Raw genomic sequence first — 16783 nt, 5'->3', positions numbered from 1 at the left:
CCCGACCGGGGCGGCCGAAAGTGCGCCCGATCGGCCGCCCCGTCCGGGTCTGGGTGCCGCCCCGCCGCGGCGGCCACGATCGCTGCGTGGAACTCATCGACCTGTGCGCCGAGGTGCTCGGCCAGAACCTCACCGCGGCCGCGACGCGGCGGAACTCGTTCACCGCCCTGGGCGGCACGTCGTTGCGGGCGCTGGAACTGGCCGCCCTGCTGGAGCGGCGGCACGGCCGCCGCGTCGCGGTGGCGGCGCTGCTGGGACCGGAGCCGCTGGCCACCGTGCTGGCGGACGGGACGCCGGTGATCGCGGATGCGGAAACGCCGCCGGCCGCCGGGCCGGCCGACGCGGTGCCGGTGAGCGCGGCGGAGGCCGCCGGGCCGGCTGGGGACGGCCCGGCGGCGCTGCCGGCGGCCTCGCGGGTGCAACGGGCCATGCTGGTTGGCGAGCAGCTGCACGGCGGCACGCCGTTCCATCTGCTGTTCAGCCTCGACCTGCGCGGCCCGCTCGATCCGGCCCGGCTGCGCGCGGTGCTCGCCGCGCTGACCCGCCGGCACGAGGTGCTGCGGACCGTGTTCGTCCCGGCCGGCGGCGACGGGCTGCGGCGACGGGTGCTGCCCGCCTGGACGCCCATCCTGCTGGACCAGCCGCTGCCGCCGGCCACCGGTGACCCGGTCGCCACCGCGCAGGCGACCCTGTCGGCCGCCGCGAGCGGCCTGCTCGACCCGTTCCGCCGGCCGCCGGTGGTGTTCGCGGCCGCCGCGGCCGGGCCGGACCGCACGGTGGTCTCGGTGCTGGTGCACCACGCGCTGGTCGACGGCTGGGGCGTCGGCCTGCTGCTGCGCGAGCTGGTGGCCGGCCTCGGCGGCACCGACCCGACCGCGTCCGCGCCGTCGATGGACGTGGTAGTCGCCGCCGAGCGCGCGGCCGGAACGGCCGAACGGGCCGACCGGCGCGCCGCCGAACTGGAGAGCGCGCCGGCCACCGTGGAACTGCCCAGCGACGCGCCCCGGCGACCGGGCCGGGCCGGCACCCGGCTGGTCTTCGGCCTGTCCCCGGTCGCGGTCGCGGCCTGCGAGCGGCTCGCCCGGCACACCGGCTCGACCCGCAACGCGGTGCTGCTGTCCGCGTGGGCGCTGGTCGTCGCCCGGCGCGCCGCGATGCCGGAGCTGGTGCTCGGTGTCGCCGCCGCGGGCCGGACCGCGGCCACCCTCGACCTGGTCGGGCCGTGCCTCGCGATGCTGCCGGTGCACTGCCGGATCGACGACGCCGGCACCTCCGCCGGGCACGTCACGCAGACCGCGGCGGCGCTGCGGACCGCGATGGCCGCCGCCGACGTGCCGATCGAGGACATCGTCGCCCGGCTCGGGCTCGGCGGCGACGACGCCCGGCACCCGCTCGTGCAGGTCGCGTTCGCGGCCCACGACGAGTTGGTCCCGGACCGGCTGACCGCGCCCAACCTGACCGCGACCGTGCACGAGGGCCACTGCGGCGGCACCGTCTACGACGCGGTGCTCTACGTGCAGCGGTGGGGCGACGCACCGCGCCTCGCCCTGGAGTACGCCACCGGCGCGCTCGGCCCGGACGAGGCCGCCGAGCTGGCCGTCGCGCTGGAGCACACCCTCGCCGAGCTGGCCGACCCGACCCGGCCGCTGGCCGCCGTTCGCACCATGACGCCGGCCCAGCGCGACCGGCTGGCCCGGCTCTCCGCGGGACCGGACGCTGGGCCGGACGCTGGGCCGGCGGGCGGGCTCTGGCAGCTGTTCGAGGCCACCGCCGGCCGAACGCCGGACGGGGTGGCGGTCCGCGACGGCGACGGCCGCCCGCTCACCTACGCCGAGCTGCGACGCGCGGCCGAGGCCCAGTCGGCCGCGCTGGCCATGGCCGGGGTCCGGGCCGGCGACTGCGTGGGCCTCGCGGTCCGCCGGTCGGCCCGGGAGATTGTCGCGGTGCTCGGCATCCTGCGGCTGGGCGCCGCCTACACGAGCATCGAGCCGGACGTCCCGGCCGCCACCGCCGCCACCATGCTGGACGCGGTGCACGCCACGGTGGTGCTCGGCGACGACCACCTGCCGATCGTCGACCCGTGGGCGGTACCGGCCGGGTCCGTCCCGCCCGCCCAGCCGGCCGACCCCGAGCGGGTCGCCTACGTCGCGTTCACCTCGGGCTCCACCGGTGTTCCCAAGGGCACCCTGGTGCCGCACCGCGGCGTCACCCGCCTGATCGCCGAGCCCGGCTTCCTGCTGCCCGGCGCCGCCGACCGGTTCGTCCGGCTGGCCCCGCTGGCCTTCGACGCGTCCACCCTGGAGATCTTCGTTCCGCTGCTCACCGGCGGCACCGTGGAGGTCTTCGGCGACGCCTATCCGGCCCCGGAGGCACTCGCCACCTTCCTGGCCGAGCGGGCCGCCACCGGCCTCTGGCTAACAGCCGGGCTGTTCCGGCTGGTGGCCGACTACCGCCCGGACGCGTTCGCCGGTCTCGTGCAGCTGCTCACCGGCGGCGACGTGGTGCCGCCGGCCCAGGTCGGCCGGGTGCTGGCCGGGTGCCCGGGGCTGCGGGTGACCAACGGCTACGGCCCCACCGAGAATACGACGTTCACCACCACCCACACGGTGGGCGATCCGGCCGAGGTCGGCGATCCGCTGCCGATCGGCCGCCCGGTGGCCGGCACCGGGGTGGCCGTGCTGGACCATGACGGCCACCCGGTGCCGCCGGGCGGGATCGGCGAGCTGTACGCCGCCGGCACCGGGGTCGCCCTCGGCTACGCCGGGCTGCCGGCCGAGACCGCGGCCGCCTTCGCCGCCGGCGTCTACCGCACCGGCGACCTGGTGCGCTGGGACGGCGACGGCCGGCTGCAGTTCCTGGGCCGCCGGGACGGGCAGGTGAAGATCCGCGGTTTCCGGATCGAGCTGGAGGCGGTCGCCCGGACGCTGCGCGAGCACCCGGAGGTCCGCGACGCCGCGGTGGTGGCCTCGGCCGGCGACCTGCTCGCCGGACTGGCCGGCCAGGACCGGCCGGGTCTGGCCGCCGACGTGCGCGCCTTCGCCGCCGAGCGACTGCCCGGCTACGCGGTCCCGGCGCTGTGGACGGTCGTCGGCGACCTGCCGGTGACCCGCAACGGCAAGGTGGACGCCGCCCGGCTGCGGGCCCTGGCCCGGCCGCCCCGGGACGCCGCACCCGCGGCCGAGCCGGGCGACGACGTCACCGCGGCCGTCGCCCGCACCTGGGCCGGCGTGCTGGGCGGCGGCGGGTTCGGCCCGGACGACCGGTTCTTCGAGGTCGGCGGGGACTCGCTGAAGCTGCTCCAGGTCGCCGCCGCCCTGCGCCGCGAACTGCCTGGCCACGACGTGACGGTCCAGGACCTGTTCGCCTGCCAGACGGTCCGAACGCTCAGCGGCCGCCTGTCCGCCCGCGTCCCGCGCTGACGCACCGCCGCCACCCACCTCAAGGAGTCACCGTGCCCCTGCGCATTCCCGCCCCCGTCAAGCCGGGCGGGCACCTGCGGATCCTCAGCCCCGGCATGCCGACGATGGCGTACATCCCGGACCGGGTGCGCCGCGGCGTCCGGGTCCTCGCCGACGCCGGCTGGACCGTCAGCCTCGGCGCGAACGCCCTGCTGGTCGCGGAGGACGGGCTCACCGCCGGCACCGCCGCGGATCGCGCCCGCGACCTGATGGACGCGTTCCTCGACCCGTCGGTGGACGCGATCCTCGCCGCCGACGCCGGGCTCGGCAGCCGGGACCTGCTCGAGGCGCTCGACCCGGAGGTCATCGCGGCCCACCCGAAGCCCTTCATCGGCTACTGCGACAACGTGTTCCTCAACTACTTCCTGGCCACCCGGGCCGGGATCGGTTCGCTGTACGGCGCCACCTTCATGGTGCACATCGGCGAGGCCGGCGGCGCCTACCCGGAGACCCTCGACTTCCTGGCCCGCGCGCTGGACAGCTCGGCCCCGCTGGTCTACGAGCCGGTGCCGACCCGGACCGGTGACCTGATCGACTGGTACGTGCCGGAGCTCGAGCGCGTTCCCCGCGAGCGCGACATCCCGGGTGGCTGGACCTGGTTGCGTACCGGGAAATGCTCTGGACCTCTGCTCGGCGGTGAGATCACCCTGCTGCCCGAGCTCGCCGAATACTTCGGCCTCGACCTGACCGGCGCCGTGCTGTTCTGGGACATCTCCTACCACGGCCTGGAGGTCGGGCCGCTGTTCGAGCAGCTGTGCGCGCGGGTCGACCTCACCGGGCTGGCCGGCATGATCATCGGCGGGCACCCGCTGCGCGCGCCGGACGAGTGGGCCAAGACCATCGCGGAGCTCGTCGACGAGCACCTGGCCGGGCTGGACTGTCCGATCGTGGTCAACGCCGACCTGAGCCACACCTGCCCGTCCTGGATCGTCCCGTTCGGCGAGCGGGTCGAGCTGGACAGCGCGGGGCCGGTCGTGTTCCGCCGCGGCGCGCAGCGGTGGTGACCCGCCGGATGATCGTCTGCGACCTCGACGGCACCCTGCTCAACTCGGCGGGGCGGCTCAGCCCGCGCTCCCGGCAGGCGCTGCGAGCGGTGCGCCGGGCCGGGTGGCCGGTGCTGTTCTGCACCGCCCGGCCGGTCCGCGACACCCGGGCCGTCGTGGTCGCCGTGGACGCCGCGATGGTCGCGGTCTGCGGCAACGGCTCGATCACGTACGACTTCGGCCGGCACCGGATCGTGGACCAGCGGCCGATCCCGTACGCCGGCCTGTCCGACGCCCTGCGTGCCCTGCGCACCGGGCACCCGGCCCTGCGCCTCGGCGCCGAACGCGGGCTCGACCTGCTCCTCGAGGACGACTTCGCGCTGGCCGCGGCGCTGTGCCGGACCGCGCGCCGGGTGCCCCGGCTGGACCCGGACCACGGCTTCGGCAAGGTCATCGCCCAGCTCGACGGCGACGCCCGGGACTACTGGCCGGCCGTCGCCGCGGCCCTCCCGGCGGGTCTCGAGTGCACGGTGTCCGGCCCGGAGTTCTGCGAGATCGGCCTGCGCGGCGTGACCAAGGCGGTGGCGGTGCACCGGATCGCCGAGCGGGCCGGCATCACCGCGGCCGACGTGGTCGCGTTCGGCGACATGCCCAACGACCTGCCGCTGCTGGCCTGGGCCGGCACCGGGATCGCGGTCGGCAACGCGCACCCGGACGTGCTGCGCGCCGCCGACCTGGTCACCGCCGCCAACGACGACGACGGAGTGGCCCTCGTTCTCGAACACCTCCTCGCGAAGGGAGTACTGCCATGAGCCCGACGGTGGCGCTCGTCTCCACCCCGCACCGGTCGTTCCCGGGCTGGCGGACCGCGGCGGTCACCGCCGGCCGCGCCGCCGAGATGGTCCGCGCCGGCGCGGTCGACGCCGTGGTGGCCGGGCCGGGTGACCAGGTGCCGGAACTCATCTGGTCGGCGCTGAGTCATGGCGTGCCGATCTGCTGCGACCCGCCGCTGGCCCCGACCGCCGCGGAGGCCGGCGAAATAGCCGCGGCGGCCCGCGCCGCCACCGCACCGGCGGTGGTCTCCTTCCCGTGGCGCAGCCAGGGCGCGCTGGCCGACGCCCGGGACACCATCCGCTCCGGCCGGCTGGGCGACCTGCTCACCGTCGACCTGACGGTGCACGACGACCCGCGGGCCACGTCGGCCGGTGTCGCCGCGATCCACCAGCTCGACCTGCTGCGCTGGCTGACCCGGCCGGACTGGACGGTCGAGGCCGGCTGGTCGGCGACCGTGCCGCTGGACGGCTGGGGGCTCGGTCTCACCACGGTCGGGCTGTGCGCCGGCGACACCCGGGCCCGGATCGCCGCCAGCCGCCTGGACCGGGGCGCGCCGCGGTTCCAGCTGACCGCCACCGGCGTACACGGCACCCTGCTGGTGGTGATGGATCCCCGCGACGGCGCCGGGATGTGGCGGCTGAGCCTCGCCTCCGGCACCGGCGAACGCGTCTTCGGCGGCGGCGAGGTGGACCCGCACCTGTCCTTCCTGCTGGCCGACGAGGGCGGCTTCTTCGACGACGCCGCGCAGGCCCATTCGCTGGCCGCCGCCGCGGAGACCACCCGGCTCGCCGGGGCGGCGGCCCGATGACCGCCACCGCGCTGCGGCCCGCCTGGGCCGACCTGCCCGATCAGGTCCGCGACATGGTCGACTCGTGTCTCGGCGCGCCGGTCCGGTCGGCGGCCGGGCAGACCGGCGGCTTCACCCCGGGGGTGGCGGCCCGGCTGGTGCTGGCCGACGGCTCCCGGGCGTTCGTCAAGGCGATCCGGGCGGACGACGAACTGGCCGGCGCCTACCGGGACGAGGCCCGCGTCGCCGACCGGCTCGGTCCCGGGGTGCCGGCGCCCCGGCTGCGGTTCACCGCGGCGGCCGGCGGTTGGCTGGTGCTGGCGTTCGACGACGTCGCCGGCCGGCATCCGCGGTTCGCCGAGCCCGCCGAGTGGGCGGCCGTCCTGTCCAGCGTGCAGCGGATGACCGGCGTGCTGACCCCGGCGCCGGTGCCGGACGCGCCGGCCGCCGGTACCGCGCTGGCGCCGCTCATGACGGCCTGGCGCGAGTATGCGGCCACCGGCCCGCCCGCCGACCTCGACCCGTGGACCGCCACCCATCTCAACCGGCTGGCCGGCCTCGAACAGGGCTGGGACCGGGCCGTGGCCGGCACCACCCTGCTGCACGCCGACCTGCGGGCCGACAACATGCTGCTCACCCCGTCCGGCGAGGTGGTGATCGTCGACTGGGCCTGCGCCTGCGTCGGCGCGGCCTGGGTGGATCTGGTCATTCTGCTTGCCGCGGCGGACGGCATCGACCCGGATGAGGTGGTACGCACCCACGCGCTCACCCGGGACGTGCCGGCCGCCGCGGTCGACGCGTTCGTGTGCGCGCTGGCCGGCCTGTTCGCCCGCGAGTGCCGGGGGCCCGGCCTGCCCCGCTCGCCGCATCTCCGGGCGTTCCAGGCCGCCACGGCGCGCCGCACGCTCGCCTGGCTCGCCCGGCGTACCGGATGGTGATGACCACCCTGCTGCGCGACCTGACCCCCGAGCCCGGACCGGCGCGCCGGATGGTGGTCCTGACCGCCGTGCAGGCGGCCGGCAACGGCCTGTTCCTGGCGTCCGCGCCGATCCTGCTGATCCGGGTGGCCGGGCTCAGTCCGGGGCAGGTCGGCATCGGACTGTCCGCGGCCGGGCTGGCCGGGTTCGCGGCCGCGGTGCCGCTCGGCAAACTGGCCGACCGGCACGGCGCAAGGCGGATGCTGGTGGCGGTCTACGCCGCTCTGGCCGTCCTGCTCGCCGCCTATCCCCTGGTGCGCGACCTGGCCCAGTTCGTCGCGGTGGCCGGTCTGGTCTCGATAGCGGAGACGGCCGGCAGCCCGCTGCGCTCGGCCGTGCTCCGGTCGTTCGCCGGCACGGCCGCCGCGATCCGGATCCGGGCCCAGATGCGCAGCGGCTTCAACGTCGGCTTCCTGGCCGGCGCGGCCGTCGCCGGTGTCGCGCTGACCGCGCCCGCGGCGGCCACCTTCGCCGCGGTGGCCGGCGCCGCTGCTCTGGCGCATGCCGGGTGTGCATTTGTCGCCCGTACGCTGCCCGGCGCTTCTCCGGTTTCCGATGGCCGGCGCCCGGGACCGGCCGCACTGCGGGACCGGCGGTTCCTGCTGCTGACCGCCGGCAACGGGCTGCTCGAACTGCACACCGTGGTGCTGACCGTCGGGATGCCGCTGTGGATCGTGGCGCACACCGGGGCCCCGGCCGGCCTCAACGCCCTGCTGATCATCCTGAACACCGTCGTGGTGCTGCTGCTCCAGGTGCGGCTGAGCCGGACGGCCGGCACGGTTGCCGGGTCGGCGGTCCTGGTGCGCCGGTCCGGGCTGCTGCTTGCGGCCGGCTGCACGGTCTGCGCGGCCGGCTCGCTGGGCGGCGCCGCGGTCGCGGCCGGCGGCCTGCTGCTCGGCACCGCGATCCTGGCGATCGGCGAGATCTGGCAGTCCGCCGGGGCGTGGGGGCTGTCCTTCGAGCTGCCGCCGCCGGACCGGCTCGCCGAATACCAGTCGGTGTTCGGACTCGGCCGCGCGGTCGGCCAGTTCGCCGGGCCGGCCCTGGTCACCGCGCTGCTGGTGGGGGTCGGACCGCCGGGCTGGCTGGTGCTCGCGGCTCTCTTCGGACTGGCCGGCGCGGGCTGCGCGTGGCTGGTGCGGCCGGCCGCTGTCCGATTCCCAGCAGCCCGGGACGTGGCCGGCGGCTAGCATTTGCGGCCGTGACGGACCTGGAGCTGAGGGTCCTCGGCGCGGTCGAGTCGCGGGCGGGGACGACGACCCTGACGCTCGGTCCGCGCAAGCAGCGGTTCGTCCTCGCCGTGCTGGCGCTCGAGGTCAACCGGCCGGTCGCCGTCGACCGCCTGGTCGACCTGGCCTGGCCGGTGTCGCCGCCGCGCACCGCGGGGCACGCCATCCAGGTCTGCATCTCCGGGTTGCGCGCCGCATTCGCCGGCCACGACGGGCTGGAGATCCACACCGACGGTCCCAGTTACCGGCTGGCGGCCGATCCGATGCGCATCGACGCGCACCGGTTCCGGGCGCTGCTCGGCGCGGCGGCCGATGCCGGCGACGACACCACCCGGCTGGCCCTGCTGGCCGAGGCGCTCGCGCTCTGGACCGGCCCGCCGCTGCACGGGGTCGCGCCGCCGGAGATCGGCGAACGCCTCGGCGCCGGCCTGACCGAGTCGTGGCGTGGCGCGATCGAGGACGCTGTCGACGCCCGGCTGCGGCTCGGGCAGCACCGCGAACTGGTCGACGAGCTGACCGCGCTGGCCGCCGCCGAACCGCACCGGGAACGCCTCGCGGCCCAGCTCATGCTGGCCCTCTACCGCTGCGGCCGGACCGGCGACGCGCTGGCCGTGGCCCGGGCCACCCGGCAGCGGCTCGCCGACGAGCTCGGCCTCGACCCGGGCCCGCACGTGCAGCGGCTCGAACTGGCCATCATGCGGCAGGACCCGGCGCTGCTGAGCCCGGCCGGCCGGGACCGCGGCGGCGTCGTCCCGGCCCAGCTGCCGGCGCCGGTGGTCGGCTTCGCCGGCCGGGACGAGCAGCTGGACGAGGTGGACGCGCTGGTGCCGGCGGACGGCGGCGCGGTGGTGGTGACCGTCGTCGGCGCGGCCGGCGTCGGCAAGACCGCCCTCGCCGTGCAGTGGGCGCAGCGGCGCCGCGACCGGTTCCCGGACGGCCAGCTCTATCTCAACCTGGGCGGCTACGGCGGCAGCCCGGTCCCGCCCGGCCAGGCCCTCGGCACCTTCCTGCGGGCCCTCGGCACCCCGGCCGAGCAGGTGCCGGTCGACCCGGTCGAGGCCGGCGCCCTGTACCGCTCCCTGGTCGCCGACCGCCGGATGCTGGTGGTGCTCGACAACGCCGCCGGCCCCGACCAGGTGCGCCCGCTGCTGCCCGGCGGCACCCGGTGCGCCACCCTGGTCACCAGCCGGGAACGGCTGACCGGCCTGGTGGCCCGGGACGGCGCCCGCCCGGTGACGCTGGCCGCGCTGCCGGCCGGCGAGGCCACCGCGCTGCTGACCGGCCTGCTCGGCGCCCGCGCCACCGGCGACCCGGCCGGCACCGCCGAGCTCGCCCGGCTCTGCGGCCGCCTGCCGCTGGCCCTGCGGATCGCCGCGGCGCACCTGGCGTGCCGTCCCCGCCTGCTGGTCGCCGACCTGGTCGCCGAGCTGGGTGCCGGCGACCGGCTCGGGATGCTCGCCGTGCCGGGCGACGACCAGCACGCGGTCCGCGCCGCCTTCGACCTGTCCTACGCCGCGCTGCGTCCCGAGACGTCCCGGCTGTTCCGGCTCGCCGGGCTGACCCCCGGCGGCGAGGTCACCGCGCCGTCGGCGGCCGCGGCCGCCGACCTCGAGCCGCCCCGGGCCGCCCGGCTGCTGGCCGAACTGGCCGACGCCCACCTGGTCGAGGAGCTGGCGCCCGGCCGGTACGCGCTGCACGACCTGCTGCACCTGTACGCGGCCGAACTGGCCGAGGCCGAGGACCCGCCGCACGAGCGGGCCGCGGCCCGCCACCGCCTCTACGACTGGCACCTCAGCGGGGTGAGCGCCGCGGGCGGCCTGCTCTACCCGCAGATGCAGCGGCTGCCGCTCCCCGACGGGCTGCCGGTGCGCACCTTCGGCGGCCCGGCCGCGGCCCTCGCCTGGCTGGACGCCGAACGCGCCGCACTGGTCGCCCTGGTCCGGCACGGCGCCGCCGACCCGGCCCTGCACCGGCACGCCTGGCTGCTGGCCGACGCGCTGCGCGGCTACTTCTGGACCCGGCGGCACGCCGCCGACTGGCTGGCCTGCGCGGGCGCCGGGCTGGCCGCGGCCGAGGCCGGCGGGGACCCGCGCGGGCAGGCCGCGGCCCATCTGTCCCTGGCACAGGCCAGCCGCTCGCTGTCCCGGCACGACGACGCGATCCGGCACTTCGGCGCGGCCCGCTCGCTCGCCGCGCGGGCCGGGTGGCGGCAGGGCGCGGCGGCCGCGCTCGGCAGCAGCGCCAACGTGTACCGCGACCTCGGCCGGCTCGCCGAGTCAGCCGACCAGCACCGGCAGGCCCTGCTGATCTACCGGGAGAACGGCGGGCGCGGCGGCGAGGCGGTCTGCCTCGGCAATCTCGGCAACGTCCTGGTCGAGTCCGGGCGGCTGGACGAGGGCATCGAGCGGCTGACCGAGGGCATGGCGCTCTATCGCGAGCTCGGGTCGGCCGGCGGGCAGGCCATGATGCACAACAGTCTCGGGTACGCCCACCTGGGCGCCGGCCGGACCGACGAGGCGCTCGCGGCGTTCGACCGGGCGCTCGCCCTGCACCGCGAGGCCGGCAGCCGCGAGGGCGAGGCCGACACGCTGGTCAACATCGGCGAGGCGCACCGCGACGCCGGCCGGTACGCCGAGGCCACCCGGATCGGCCGGGCCGGCCTCGACCTGGCCGTCGACACCGGCGACCGGCGGGTCGAGGCGGACGCGCACAACCTGCTCGGCAGCATCCACACCCGCAGCGGCGAGCCGGGCCCCGCCGCCGACCGGCACCGGGCCGCGCTGCGCCTGGCCGACGACGAGGGACACGGCAAGGGCACCGCGGCCGCGCAACTCGGCCTGGCCGAGGCGCATCTGGCGGCGGGCCGGGCCGGGGACGCCTACACCGCGGCGGTGGAGGCGCTCGACGTGGCGCACCGCACCGGGTTCGGCCTGCTCGAGGCGGACGCCCGGACGGTGGCCGCGGCGGCCGCGCTGGCCGGCGCCGCCGGTCCGCAGCCGGCGGCCGAGCACGCCCGGCAGGCGCGCGACGCGCATCGCCGGATCGGCCGCCCGGCCGCCGAACGCCTGGCCCAGCAGTTGCTGGACCAGGCGGCTGCTCAGATCCCCGGAATCTCCGGCACCGGCCCCTCACAGTCCTCGGGCGGCCGCTGAGCGTGCTCGCCGTAGGTGACGCCACAGGGCCCGTCGTCTTCCTCCCCCGAACTCGGACCCACCACCGGCACCGGCGGGCCGGCGGTCGCGACGGCGCCGCCCCCGGCGCCGAGCAGTACCGCGACCAGAATCCCCAGCACGCCACCGAGGACGGTGGCCGTCCGGCCTCTCAACCTCATCTGTCCCCCTCTGTTCGCCGCCATCTGACGGTCGCGGGCCATTATGGACAGCCGTTGACCGGGGCCGGTGTCGCCAATCGGTCCGCGCGCTGATCTCCAACCGATCGCCGGTACCGGCGCAGCCCTTCCGGTGTCTTCCGTCGGCCGATCGGCTACCCGTACCATCTCGAACCAATGTCACGCAGAGATAGACAACCATGACTGCCGGTACGGGCATCGAGACGTCCGACAACCTCGCCGAGGCGCTGCGGCGGCTCCGGCGGCGGGAGGCGCGACGCCGGGGCCAGTCCGAGCTGACCTACCGCGAGATCGCCGCCAAGACCGGCTGGTCGATCGGCATCATCGGGGCCTACTTCACCGGCAAGGCGATACCGCCGACCGACCGCTTCGACGTCTTGGTCGCCCTGCTCGGCGCGACCCCGGCCGAACGCGGCATGCTGGCCACCGCCCGGGACCGGGTCTCCGAGGACCGCCGCAGGAAGCCGAAGGTCCCGTCGCCCCGGGCGGCACCCAACCAGCTGCCGGCCGTGCTGTCCGGGTTCGCCGGCCGAGCCCACGAACTCGGCGAACTGGACCGGCTGCTGCTCGGCCAGCCCGAGGACGGACGCGTGGCGGTGGTCTCCGGCGCACCCGGCGTGGGCAAGACGACGCTGGTCGTGCACTGGGCGCACCGGGCCGCGTCCCGCTTCCCGGACGGCCAGCTGTACGTCAACCTGCGCGGGTTCGACCCGGACGCCAGCCCGGTACCGCCGGACGAGGCGATCCGCGCGTTCCTCCGGGCGATGGACGTGCCGCCACACCGGATACCGGCGGTCCGGGACGAGCTGGCCGCCTGCTACCGGGCCGAGGTGGCCGACCGCCAGATCCTGATCGTGGTCGACAACGCCCGGGACACCTCGCAGGTCCGGCCGTTGCTGCCCGGCACCGCGTCCGCCGCGGTGGTGGTCACCAGCCGGCACCGGCTGCCCGGGCTGGTGGTCTCGCACGGCGCCCACCCGGTGAGCCTCGATCTGATGTCCGCCGACGAGTCCCGGGCGCTGCTGAGCCGGCGGCTGGGCGCGGCACGGGTCGAGGCGGAACCCGCCGCGGTGGACGCCATCATCGAGCACAGTGCCCGGCTGCCGCTGGCCCTGGCGGTCGCCGCCGCCCGGGCCCGCACCGATGCGTTGCTGACCCTGTCGGCCCTGGCCGACGAGCTGGCCGAGGCGGAACAGCGGCTGAGCGCGCTGGCGGTCGGTGACGCGCTCAGCGACGTGCAGACCGTGTTCTCCTGGTCGTACCAGGCTCTCGGCGAGTCGGCCGCGCACCTGTTCCAGCTGCTCAGCCTGCATCCCGGCCCGGACATCTCGGCCGCCGCCACGGTCAGCCTGGCCGGCCGGCCACCGGCCGAGACCCGCCGCGGGCTGGGCCAGCTGACCGCCGCCAACCTGCTCAGCGAGCACGTCCCCGGCCGGTACGCGCTGCACGACCTGCTCCGGGCGTACGCGGCCGGGCTGGCCGGCCAGCTCGACCCGGCGCTGCGGCGGGCCGCCGTGACCCGGCTCCTCGACCACTACGTCCACACCGCGCACGCGGCGGCGCTCCTGGTGCACCAGCACCTCGCCCCGATCCCGGTGCCGCTCGACCCGCCGGCGCCCGGCAGCCGGCCGGAGCGGATCGCCGACGGCCCCGAGGCGACGGCCTGGCTGTCCGCCCAGCGCCGGGTGCTGCTGGCCGCGGTCCAGGACGCCGCCGGCACCGGCTTCGACCGGCACGCCTGGCAGCTGACCTGGTCGATCGACCGGACCCTCGACCTCGGCGGGCACTGGTACGACCTGGCGCACGCGTGGCGGGCGGCGCTGGACGCGGCCGGGCGGCTGGGTGAGCCGGTGGCCGAGGCGCTCAGCCACCGGATGCTGGCCGTGGTCAACACCCAGCTCGGCCGGCACGAGGTGGCCCACCGCCACCACCAGCAGGCGCTCGCCGGATACGACCTGGCCGGCGACCGGCTGGGCGCGGCGCACACCCGGCGCAGCCTCGCCAACCAGTGCTGGCGGCAGGGCCAGATCCGGGCCGCGGTCGAGCACGGCGAGCAGGCCCTGAGCCTCTACGAGGCCACCGGCGACCGGCGCGGCGAGGCGTTCGCGCTCAACGACGTCGGCTGGTACCACGTGCTGCTGGAGGAGTTCGACCAGGCGCTGGACCGCTGCGAACGGGCGCTGGACCTGTTCGGCGAAATCGGCGACCGGGTCGGGCAGGCGCACGCCTGGGACAGCCTCGCCTACACCCACCACCACCTGGCCGACCACGAACGCGCCGTGGAGTGCTACCACCAGGCCCTCGCGCTGTTCCGGGAGATCGGCGACCGGTACGAGGAGGCCGCCACCATGGCCCGGGTCGGCGACACCCACGAGGCCGCCGGCGAGCCGCGCCGGGCCGTCGCCGCCTGGGCCTCCGCCCTGGACATCCTCCAGTCGCTCGGCCACCCCGACGCGGAGGCGCTGGACGCCAAGCTGCAGAACGCCAAGGGCGGGCGGTGAGGGCCCCAGGAATCCCCTCACCGCCCGCCGGCCCCCCGGATCGGGTTATTCGATCAGGTCACCGGGATGTCGCCGCGGACGCCCCACTGCACCGAGTTGAACAGGCGCCAGTGCCAGTTGCCGTCGCTCGGCCGCCAGACACCGATGTCCAGCAGCGCGTCGCCGTTGACATCGCCCAGCACCGGCACGTCGCCGTTGGCCCCCCACTGCACGCTCCAGAGCAGCCGCACGTGCCAGGTGCCGTCGGACGGTCGCCAGACCGCCACCTCGGTCACGCCGTCGCCGTTGAAGTCGCCGGCCAGCGGCACGTCCCCGTTGGCCCCCCACTGGACGCTCCAGAAGAGCCGCACGTGCCAGGTGCCGTCGGACGGCCGGAACACCGCCACCTCGGCCATGCCGTCGCCGTTGTAGTCGCCGACGACCGGCACATCCCCCGTTGCGCCCCACTGGACCGTCCACATGTTGCGCACGTACCAGTTGCCCTCGGACGGCCGGTACACGGCGTAGTCCGTCGTCCCGTTGCGGTCGTAGTCGCCGGGCACCGGGATGTCGCCGGCCACGCCCCACTGCACGGTCGCGATGCCGTTGACGTACCAGGTGCCGTTCGACGGGCGCCACACCGCGTAGTCGGTCACGCCGTCACCGTTGTAGTCGCCGGACACCGGCACGTCGCCGGCCAGGCCCCACTGCACGGTCGAGATGTTCCGGACGTACCAGGTGCCGTCCGACGGGCGCCACACCGCGTTGTCGGTGACACCGTCGCCGTTGTAGTCGCCCCGGTTGTCGAAGGTCGAGTAGAGCAGCCGGTTCGGTGAGCCCGCGCCGGGTGAGGTGACGAGGTTGGCGGTGGTCCGGCCGACGATGAACGCGCTGACCTGGGCCGGCGTCGCGGCGCGGCGGCGCTGCAGGTAGAGCGCGGCCACCCCGGCCACGTGCGGCGCGGCCATCGACGTACCGCTCATCGTCGCCTGCGCGCTGTCACTGCTGACCCCGGCGGAGATGATGGCGGATCCGGGCGCGAACAGGTCGAGGCACGCACCGTAGCTGGAGTCGGCGGCCCGGGTATCGGTGGAGGTCGTGTTACCGACCGTGATCGCACCCGCGACCCGGGCCGGCGAGGCGTTGCACGCGTCGCTGTTGGAGTTGCCGGCCGAGACCGTGGTGGTCACCCCGGCGTTGAGCGCGCCCTGCACGGCCGCGTCCACCGCGGCGCTGACGCCGCCGCCGAGGCTCATGTTCATCACGGCCGGACGCTGGGCGTTGTTCGTCACCCAGTTGACGCCCGCGACGATGGTCGAGGTCGCGGTGTTCCGCGAGCAGGCACCGTTGATGTAGCCGAACACCCGGACCGCGTGGATGCGCACCCGGGGCGCCACCCCGTAGGTGGCGCCGCCGACCGTGCCGGCCACGTGCGTACCGTGCCCCAGGCAGTCGTCGGTGCGCCCGTCGCCCATCAGGTTGGCGTCCAGCGTGGCCCGCCCGCCGAACTCGTCGTGGCTGGCCCGGATGCCGGAGTCGACGATGTACGCGTGCACACCGTCGCCGTTCGAGTTGGCCCAGTAGGCGCCGTCGAGCGGCCGGTTACGCTGGTTGATCCGGTCCAGGCCCCAGCTCGCCGCCTGCCCGGCGCTGACGCTCATCAGGCTGTCCGGCTCGACGAAGGCCACGTTCGGGTCGCGGCGGGTCTGCTCCAGCTCGGCCTCGGACAGCTTGGCCGCGAAGCCGTTCAGGCGGCCGGTGTAGCGCTGGCCGAGCGTCGCGCCGCCCTGGTCCAGGTTTGTTTCCAGGGTCTTGCGGGCCGCGCCGGTGACCGCGGACTTGTAGATCACGATGTAGCTGCCGGCGATCGCCTTCCCGGCGGCTGGTCGCAGCGGCGCCAGGTCACCATCCGGAGCGGCCTGGGCGGGCGCCACCAGCGCCGTGGTGGCCGCGGACACCGCGGCCACCACGGCGACCAGCACCCGGGCCGTGGTCGTTCGAACTGCTCGCATTCGATCCTCCCCATCGACGTGCTTCGAGGGATTGGATGCTCGCAGTTGCCGGCGTGGCTTACCCGCAGTCCTGGAAATCGGTGAACATCACTGAATGCGCCGGCGCTACCCCAGCTTCGCCAGGACGCTGTCCTCGCCGGCGAAGACGCTGCCGCCGGCCCGGACGGTCTCGGTGATCAGGGCGATCATCTCCGGCTTGCGGGAGTCGACCAGGTCGATCCAGTCCATCGGCGCCCCGGTCTCCGGGTCGACGCGGGCGCTCCAGCCGGCGATCTCCACCAGGATCGGGATCAGCCGGAGCCCGATCTCGGTCAGCCGGTAGCTCACCCGCCGCCGGTCGGTCTCATCCGGGCTGCTGACCAGCACCCCGGCGGCCTCCAGCTGGGTCAGCCGGGCGGACAGCACGCTGGGCGCGATCTTCTCCTCGGCGGCCAGGAACTCCTTGAACGTGTGTTTGCCGAAGTACACGATGTCGCGCACGATCAAGAGCGACCAGGGGTCTCCGAAGGTCTCCAGGCCGAAGTTGATCGGGCAGTGCGACTTGCCATTCGCGCGCTTCATGGTCATCCTCTGAGAGCAAGTAGCTACGTTCATCATAGTAAAGGGCGAGAGCGATGCGAACCTTCCACCGGCTGGTTGCCAACTCCCTGCTGGCCGGCATGACGAACAATCTG

At 75.8% G+C, this 16783-nt stretch carries 11 protein-coding genes; 8 read left to right on the top strand and 3 right to left on the bottom strand.

Annotated elements, in window-relative coordinates; genetic code table 11:
• Positions 1-86: 86 nt before the first annotated feature.
• Genes Ari01nite_RS36065 through Ari01nite_RS36035 form a run of 7 tightly spaced genes read left to right on the top strand, consistent with a single transcriptional unit; the run spans position 87 to position 11420 of the window.
• Positions 87-3419, top strand: a complete 3333-nt coding sequence (locus Ari01nite_RS36065) for a non-ribosomal peptide synthetase (protein ID WP_203786758.1) — start codon at positions 87-89, stop codon at positions 3417-3419.
• A 32-nt stretch (positions 3420-3451) separates the two neighbouring features.
• Complete coding sequence (locus tag Ari01nite_RS36060; protein WP_203786757.1) at positions 3452-4462, top strand: S66 peptidase family protein; 1011 nt, start codon at positions 3452-3454, stop codon at positions 4460-4462.
• Positions 4459-5253: an HAD family hydrolase gene (locus tag Ari01nite_RS36055; protein ID WP_203786756.1), complete on the top strand. Its 795-nt coding sequence runs from the start codon at positions 4459-4461 to the stop codon at positions 5251-5253. Before Ari01nite_RS36060 ends, Ari01nite_RS36055 begins: the two co-directional genes overlap by 4 nt.
• Positions 5250-6083: a Gfo/Idh/MocA family oxidoreductase gene (locus Ari01nite_RS36050; RefSeq protein ID WP_203786755.1), complete on the top strand. Its 834-nt coding sequence runs from the start codon at positions 5250-5252 to the stop codon at positions 6081-6083. Before Ari01nite_RS36055 ends, Ari01nite_RS36050 begins: the two co-directional genes overlap by 4 nt.
• The gene (locus tag Ari01nite_RS36045; protein WP_203786754.1) at positions 6080-7000 is read left to right on the top strand and encodes a phosphotransferase; all 921 of its coding nucleotides are present in this window, start codon (positions 6080-6082) and stop codon (positions 6998-7000) included. The genes Ari01nite_RS36050 and Ari01nite_RS36045 overlap by 4 nt, the downstream gene beginning before the upstream one ends.
• Positions 7000-8229, top strand: a complete 1230-nt coding sequence (locus Ari01nite_RS36040) for an MFS transporter (RefSeq protein WP_203786753.1) — start codon at positions 7000-7002, stop codon at positions 8227-8229. Before Ari01nite_RS36045 ends, Ari01nite_RS36040 begins: the two co-directional genes overlap by 1 nt.
• An 11-nt stretch (positions 8230-8240) precedes the next feature.
• Entirely contained in the window at positions 8241-11420 is a 3180-nt protein-coding gene (locus tag Ari01nite_RS36035) for an AfsR/SARP family transcriptional regulator (RefSeq protein WP_203786752.1), read from the top strand.
• Here Ari01nite_RS36035 and Ari01nite_RS36030 read toward each other — a convergent pair.
• Positions 11366-11599 carry a hypothetical protein gene (locus tag Ari01nite_RS36030; RefSeq protein ID WP_203786751.1) on the bottom strand — a complete coding sequence of 78 codons (234 nt, stop codon included), beginning with the start codon at positions 11597-11599 and terminating at the stop codon, positions 11366-11368. The two genes, Ari01nite_RS36035 and Ari01nite_RS36030, sit on opposite strands and share 55 nt — an antisense overlap.
• A 197-nt stretch (positions 11600-11796) precedes the next feature.
• Here Ari01nite_RS36030 and Ari01nite_RS51090 point away from each other — a divergent pair, with 197 nt between their 5' ends.
• Positions 11797-14118 carry a tetratricopeptide repeat protein gene (locus Ari01nite_RS51090; RefSeq protein ID WP_203786750.1) on the top strand — a complete coding sequence of 774 codons (2322 nt, stop codon included), beginning with the start codon at positions 11797-11799 and terminating at the stop codon, positions 14116-14118.
• 53 nt (positions 14119-14171) lie between these two features.
• Here Ari01nite_RS51090 and Ari01nite_RS36020 read toward each other — a convergent pair whose 3' ends face one another.
• Both Ari01nite_RS36020 and Ari01nite_RS36015 read right to left on the bottom strand, forming a co-directional pair.
• Positions 14172-16109 (bottom strand): S8 family serine peptidase, encoded by a 1938-nt coding sequence (locus Ari01nite_RS36020; RefSeq protein WP_203786749.1) that lies wholly within the window; start codon positions 16107-16109, stop codon positions 14172-14174.
• A gap of 105 nt (positions 16110-16214) precedes the next feature.
• The gene (locus Ari01nite_RS36015; RefSeq protein WP_203786748.1) at positions 16215-16670 is read right to left on the bottom strand and encodes a winged helix-turn-helix transcriptional regulator; all 456 of its coding nucleotides are present in this window, start codon (positions 16668-16670) and stop codon (positions 16215-16217) included.
• Between the last annotated feature and the right edge of the window lie 113 nt (positions 16671-16783).

The sequence above is a fragment of the Paractinoplanes rishiriensis genome (genome assembly GCF_016862375.1).
Lineage (GTDB): Bacteria > Actinomycetota > Actinomycetes > Mycobacteriales > Micromonosporaceae > Actinoplanes > Actinoplanes rishiriensis.
The sequence above is the reverse complement of the archived record's forward strand: the minus strand, read 5'-3'. Positions and strand labels throughout refer to the sequence as shown.

Bases quoted from the DNA above. Each gene is read 5' to 3' on its own strand.
- Ari01nite_RS51090 (WP_203786750.1), top strand. From the start codon at position 11,797: ATGACTGCCGGTACGGGCATCGAGACGTCCGACAACCTCGCCGAGGCG.
- Ari01nite_RS36050 (WP_203786755.1), top strand. From the start codon at position 5,250: ATGAGCCCGACGGTGGCGCTCGTCTCCACCCCGCACCGGTCGTTCCCG.
- Ari01nite_RS36015 (WP_203786748.1), bottom strand. From the start codon at position 16,670: ATGAAGCGCGCGAATGGCAAGTCGCACTGCCCGATCAACTTCGGCCTG.
- Ari01nite_RS36020 (WP_203786749.1), bottom strand. From the start codon at position 16,109: ATGCGAGCAGTTCGAACGACCACGGCCCGGGTGCTGGTCGCCGTGGTG.
- Ari01nite_RS36040 (WP_203786753.1), top strand. From the start codon at position 7,000: ATGACCACCCTGCTGCGCGACCTGACCCCCGAGCCCGGACCGGCGCGC.
- Ari01nite_RS36030 (WP_203786751.1), bottom strand. From the start codon at position 11,599: ATGAGGTTGAGAGGCCGGACGGCCACCGTCCTCGGTGGCGTGCTGGGG.
- Ari01nite_RS36045 (WP_203786754.1), top strand. From the start codon at position 6,080: ATGACCGCCACCGCGCTGCGGCCCGCCTGGGCCGACCTGCCCGATCAG.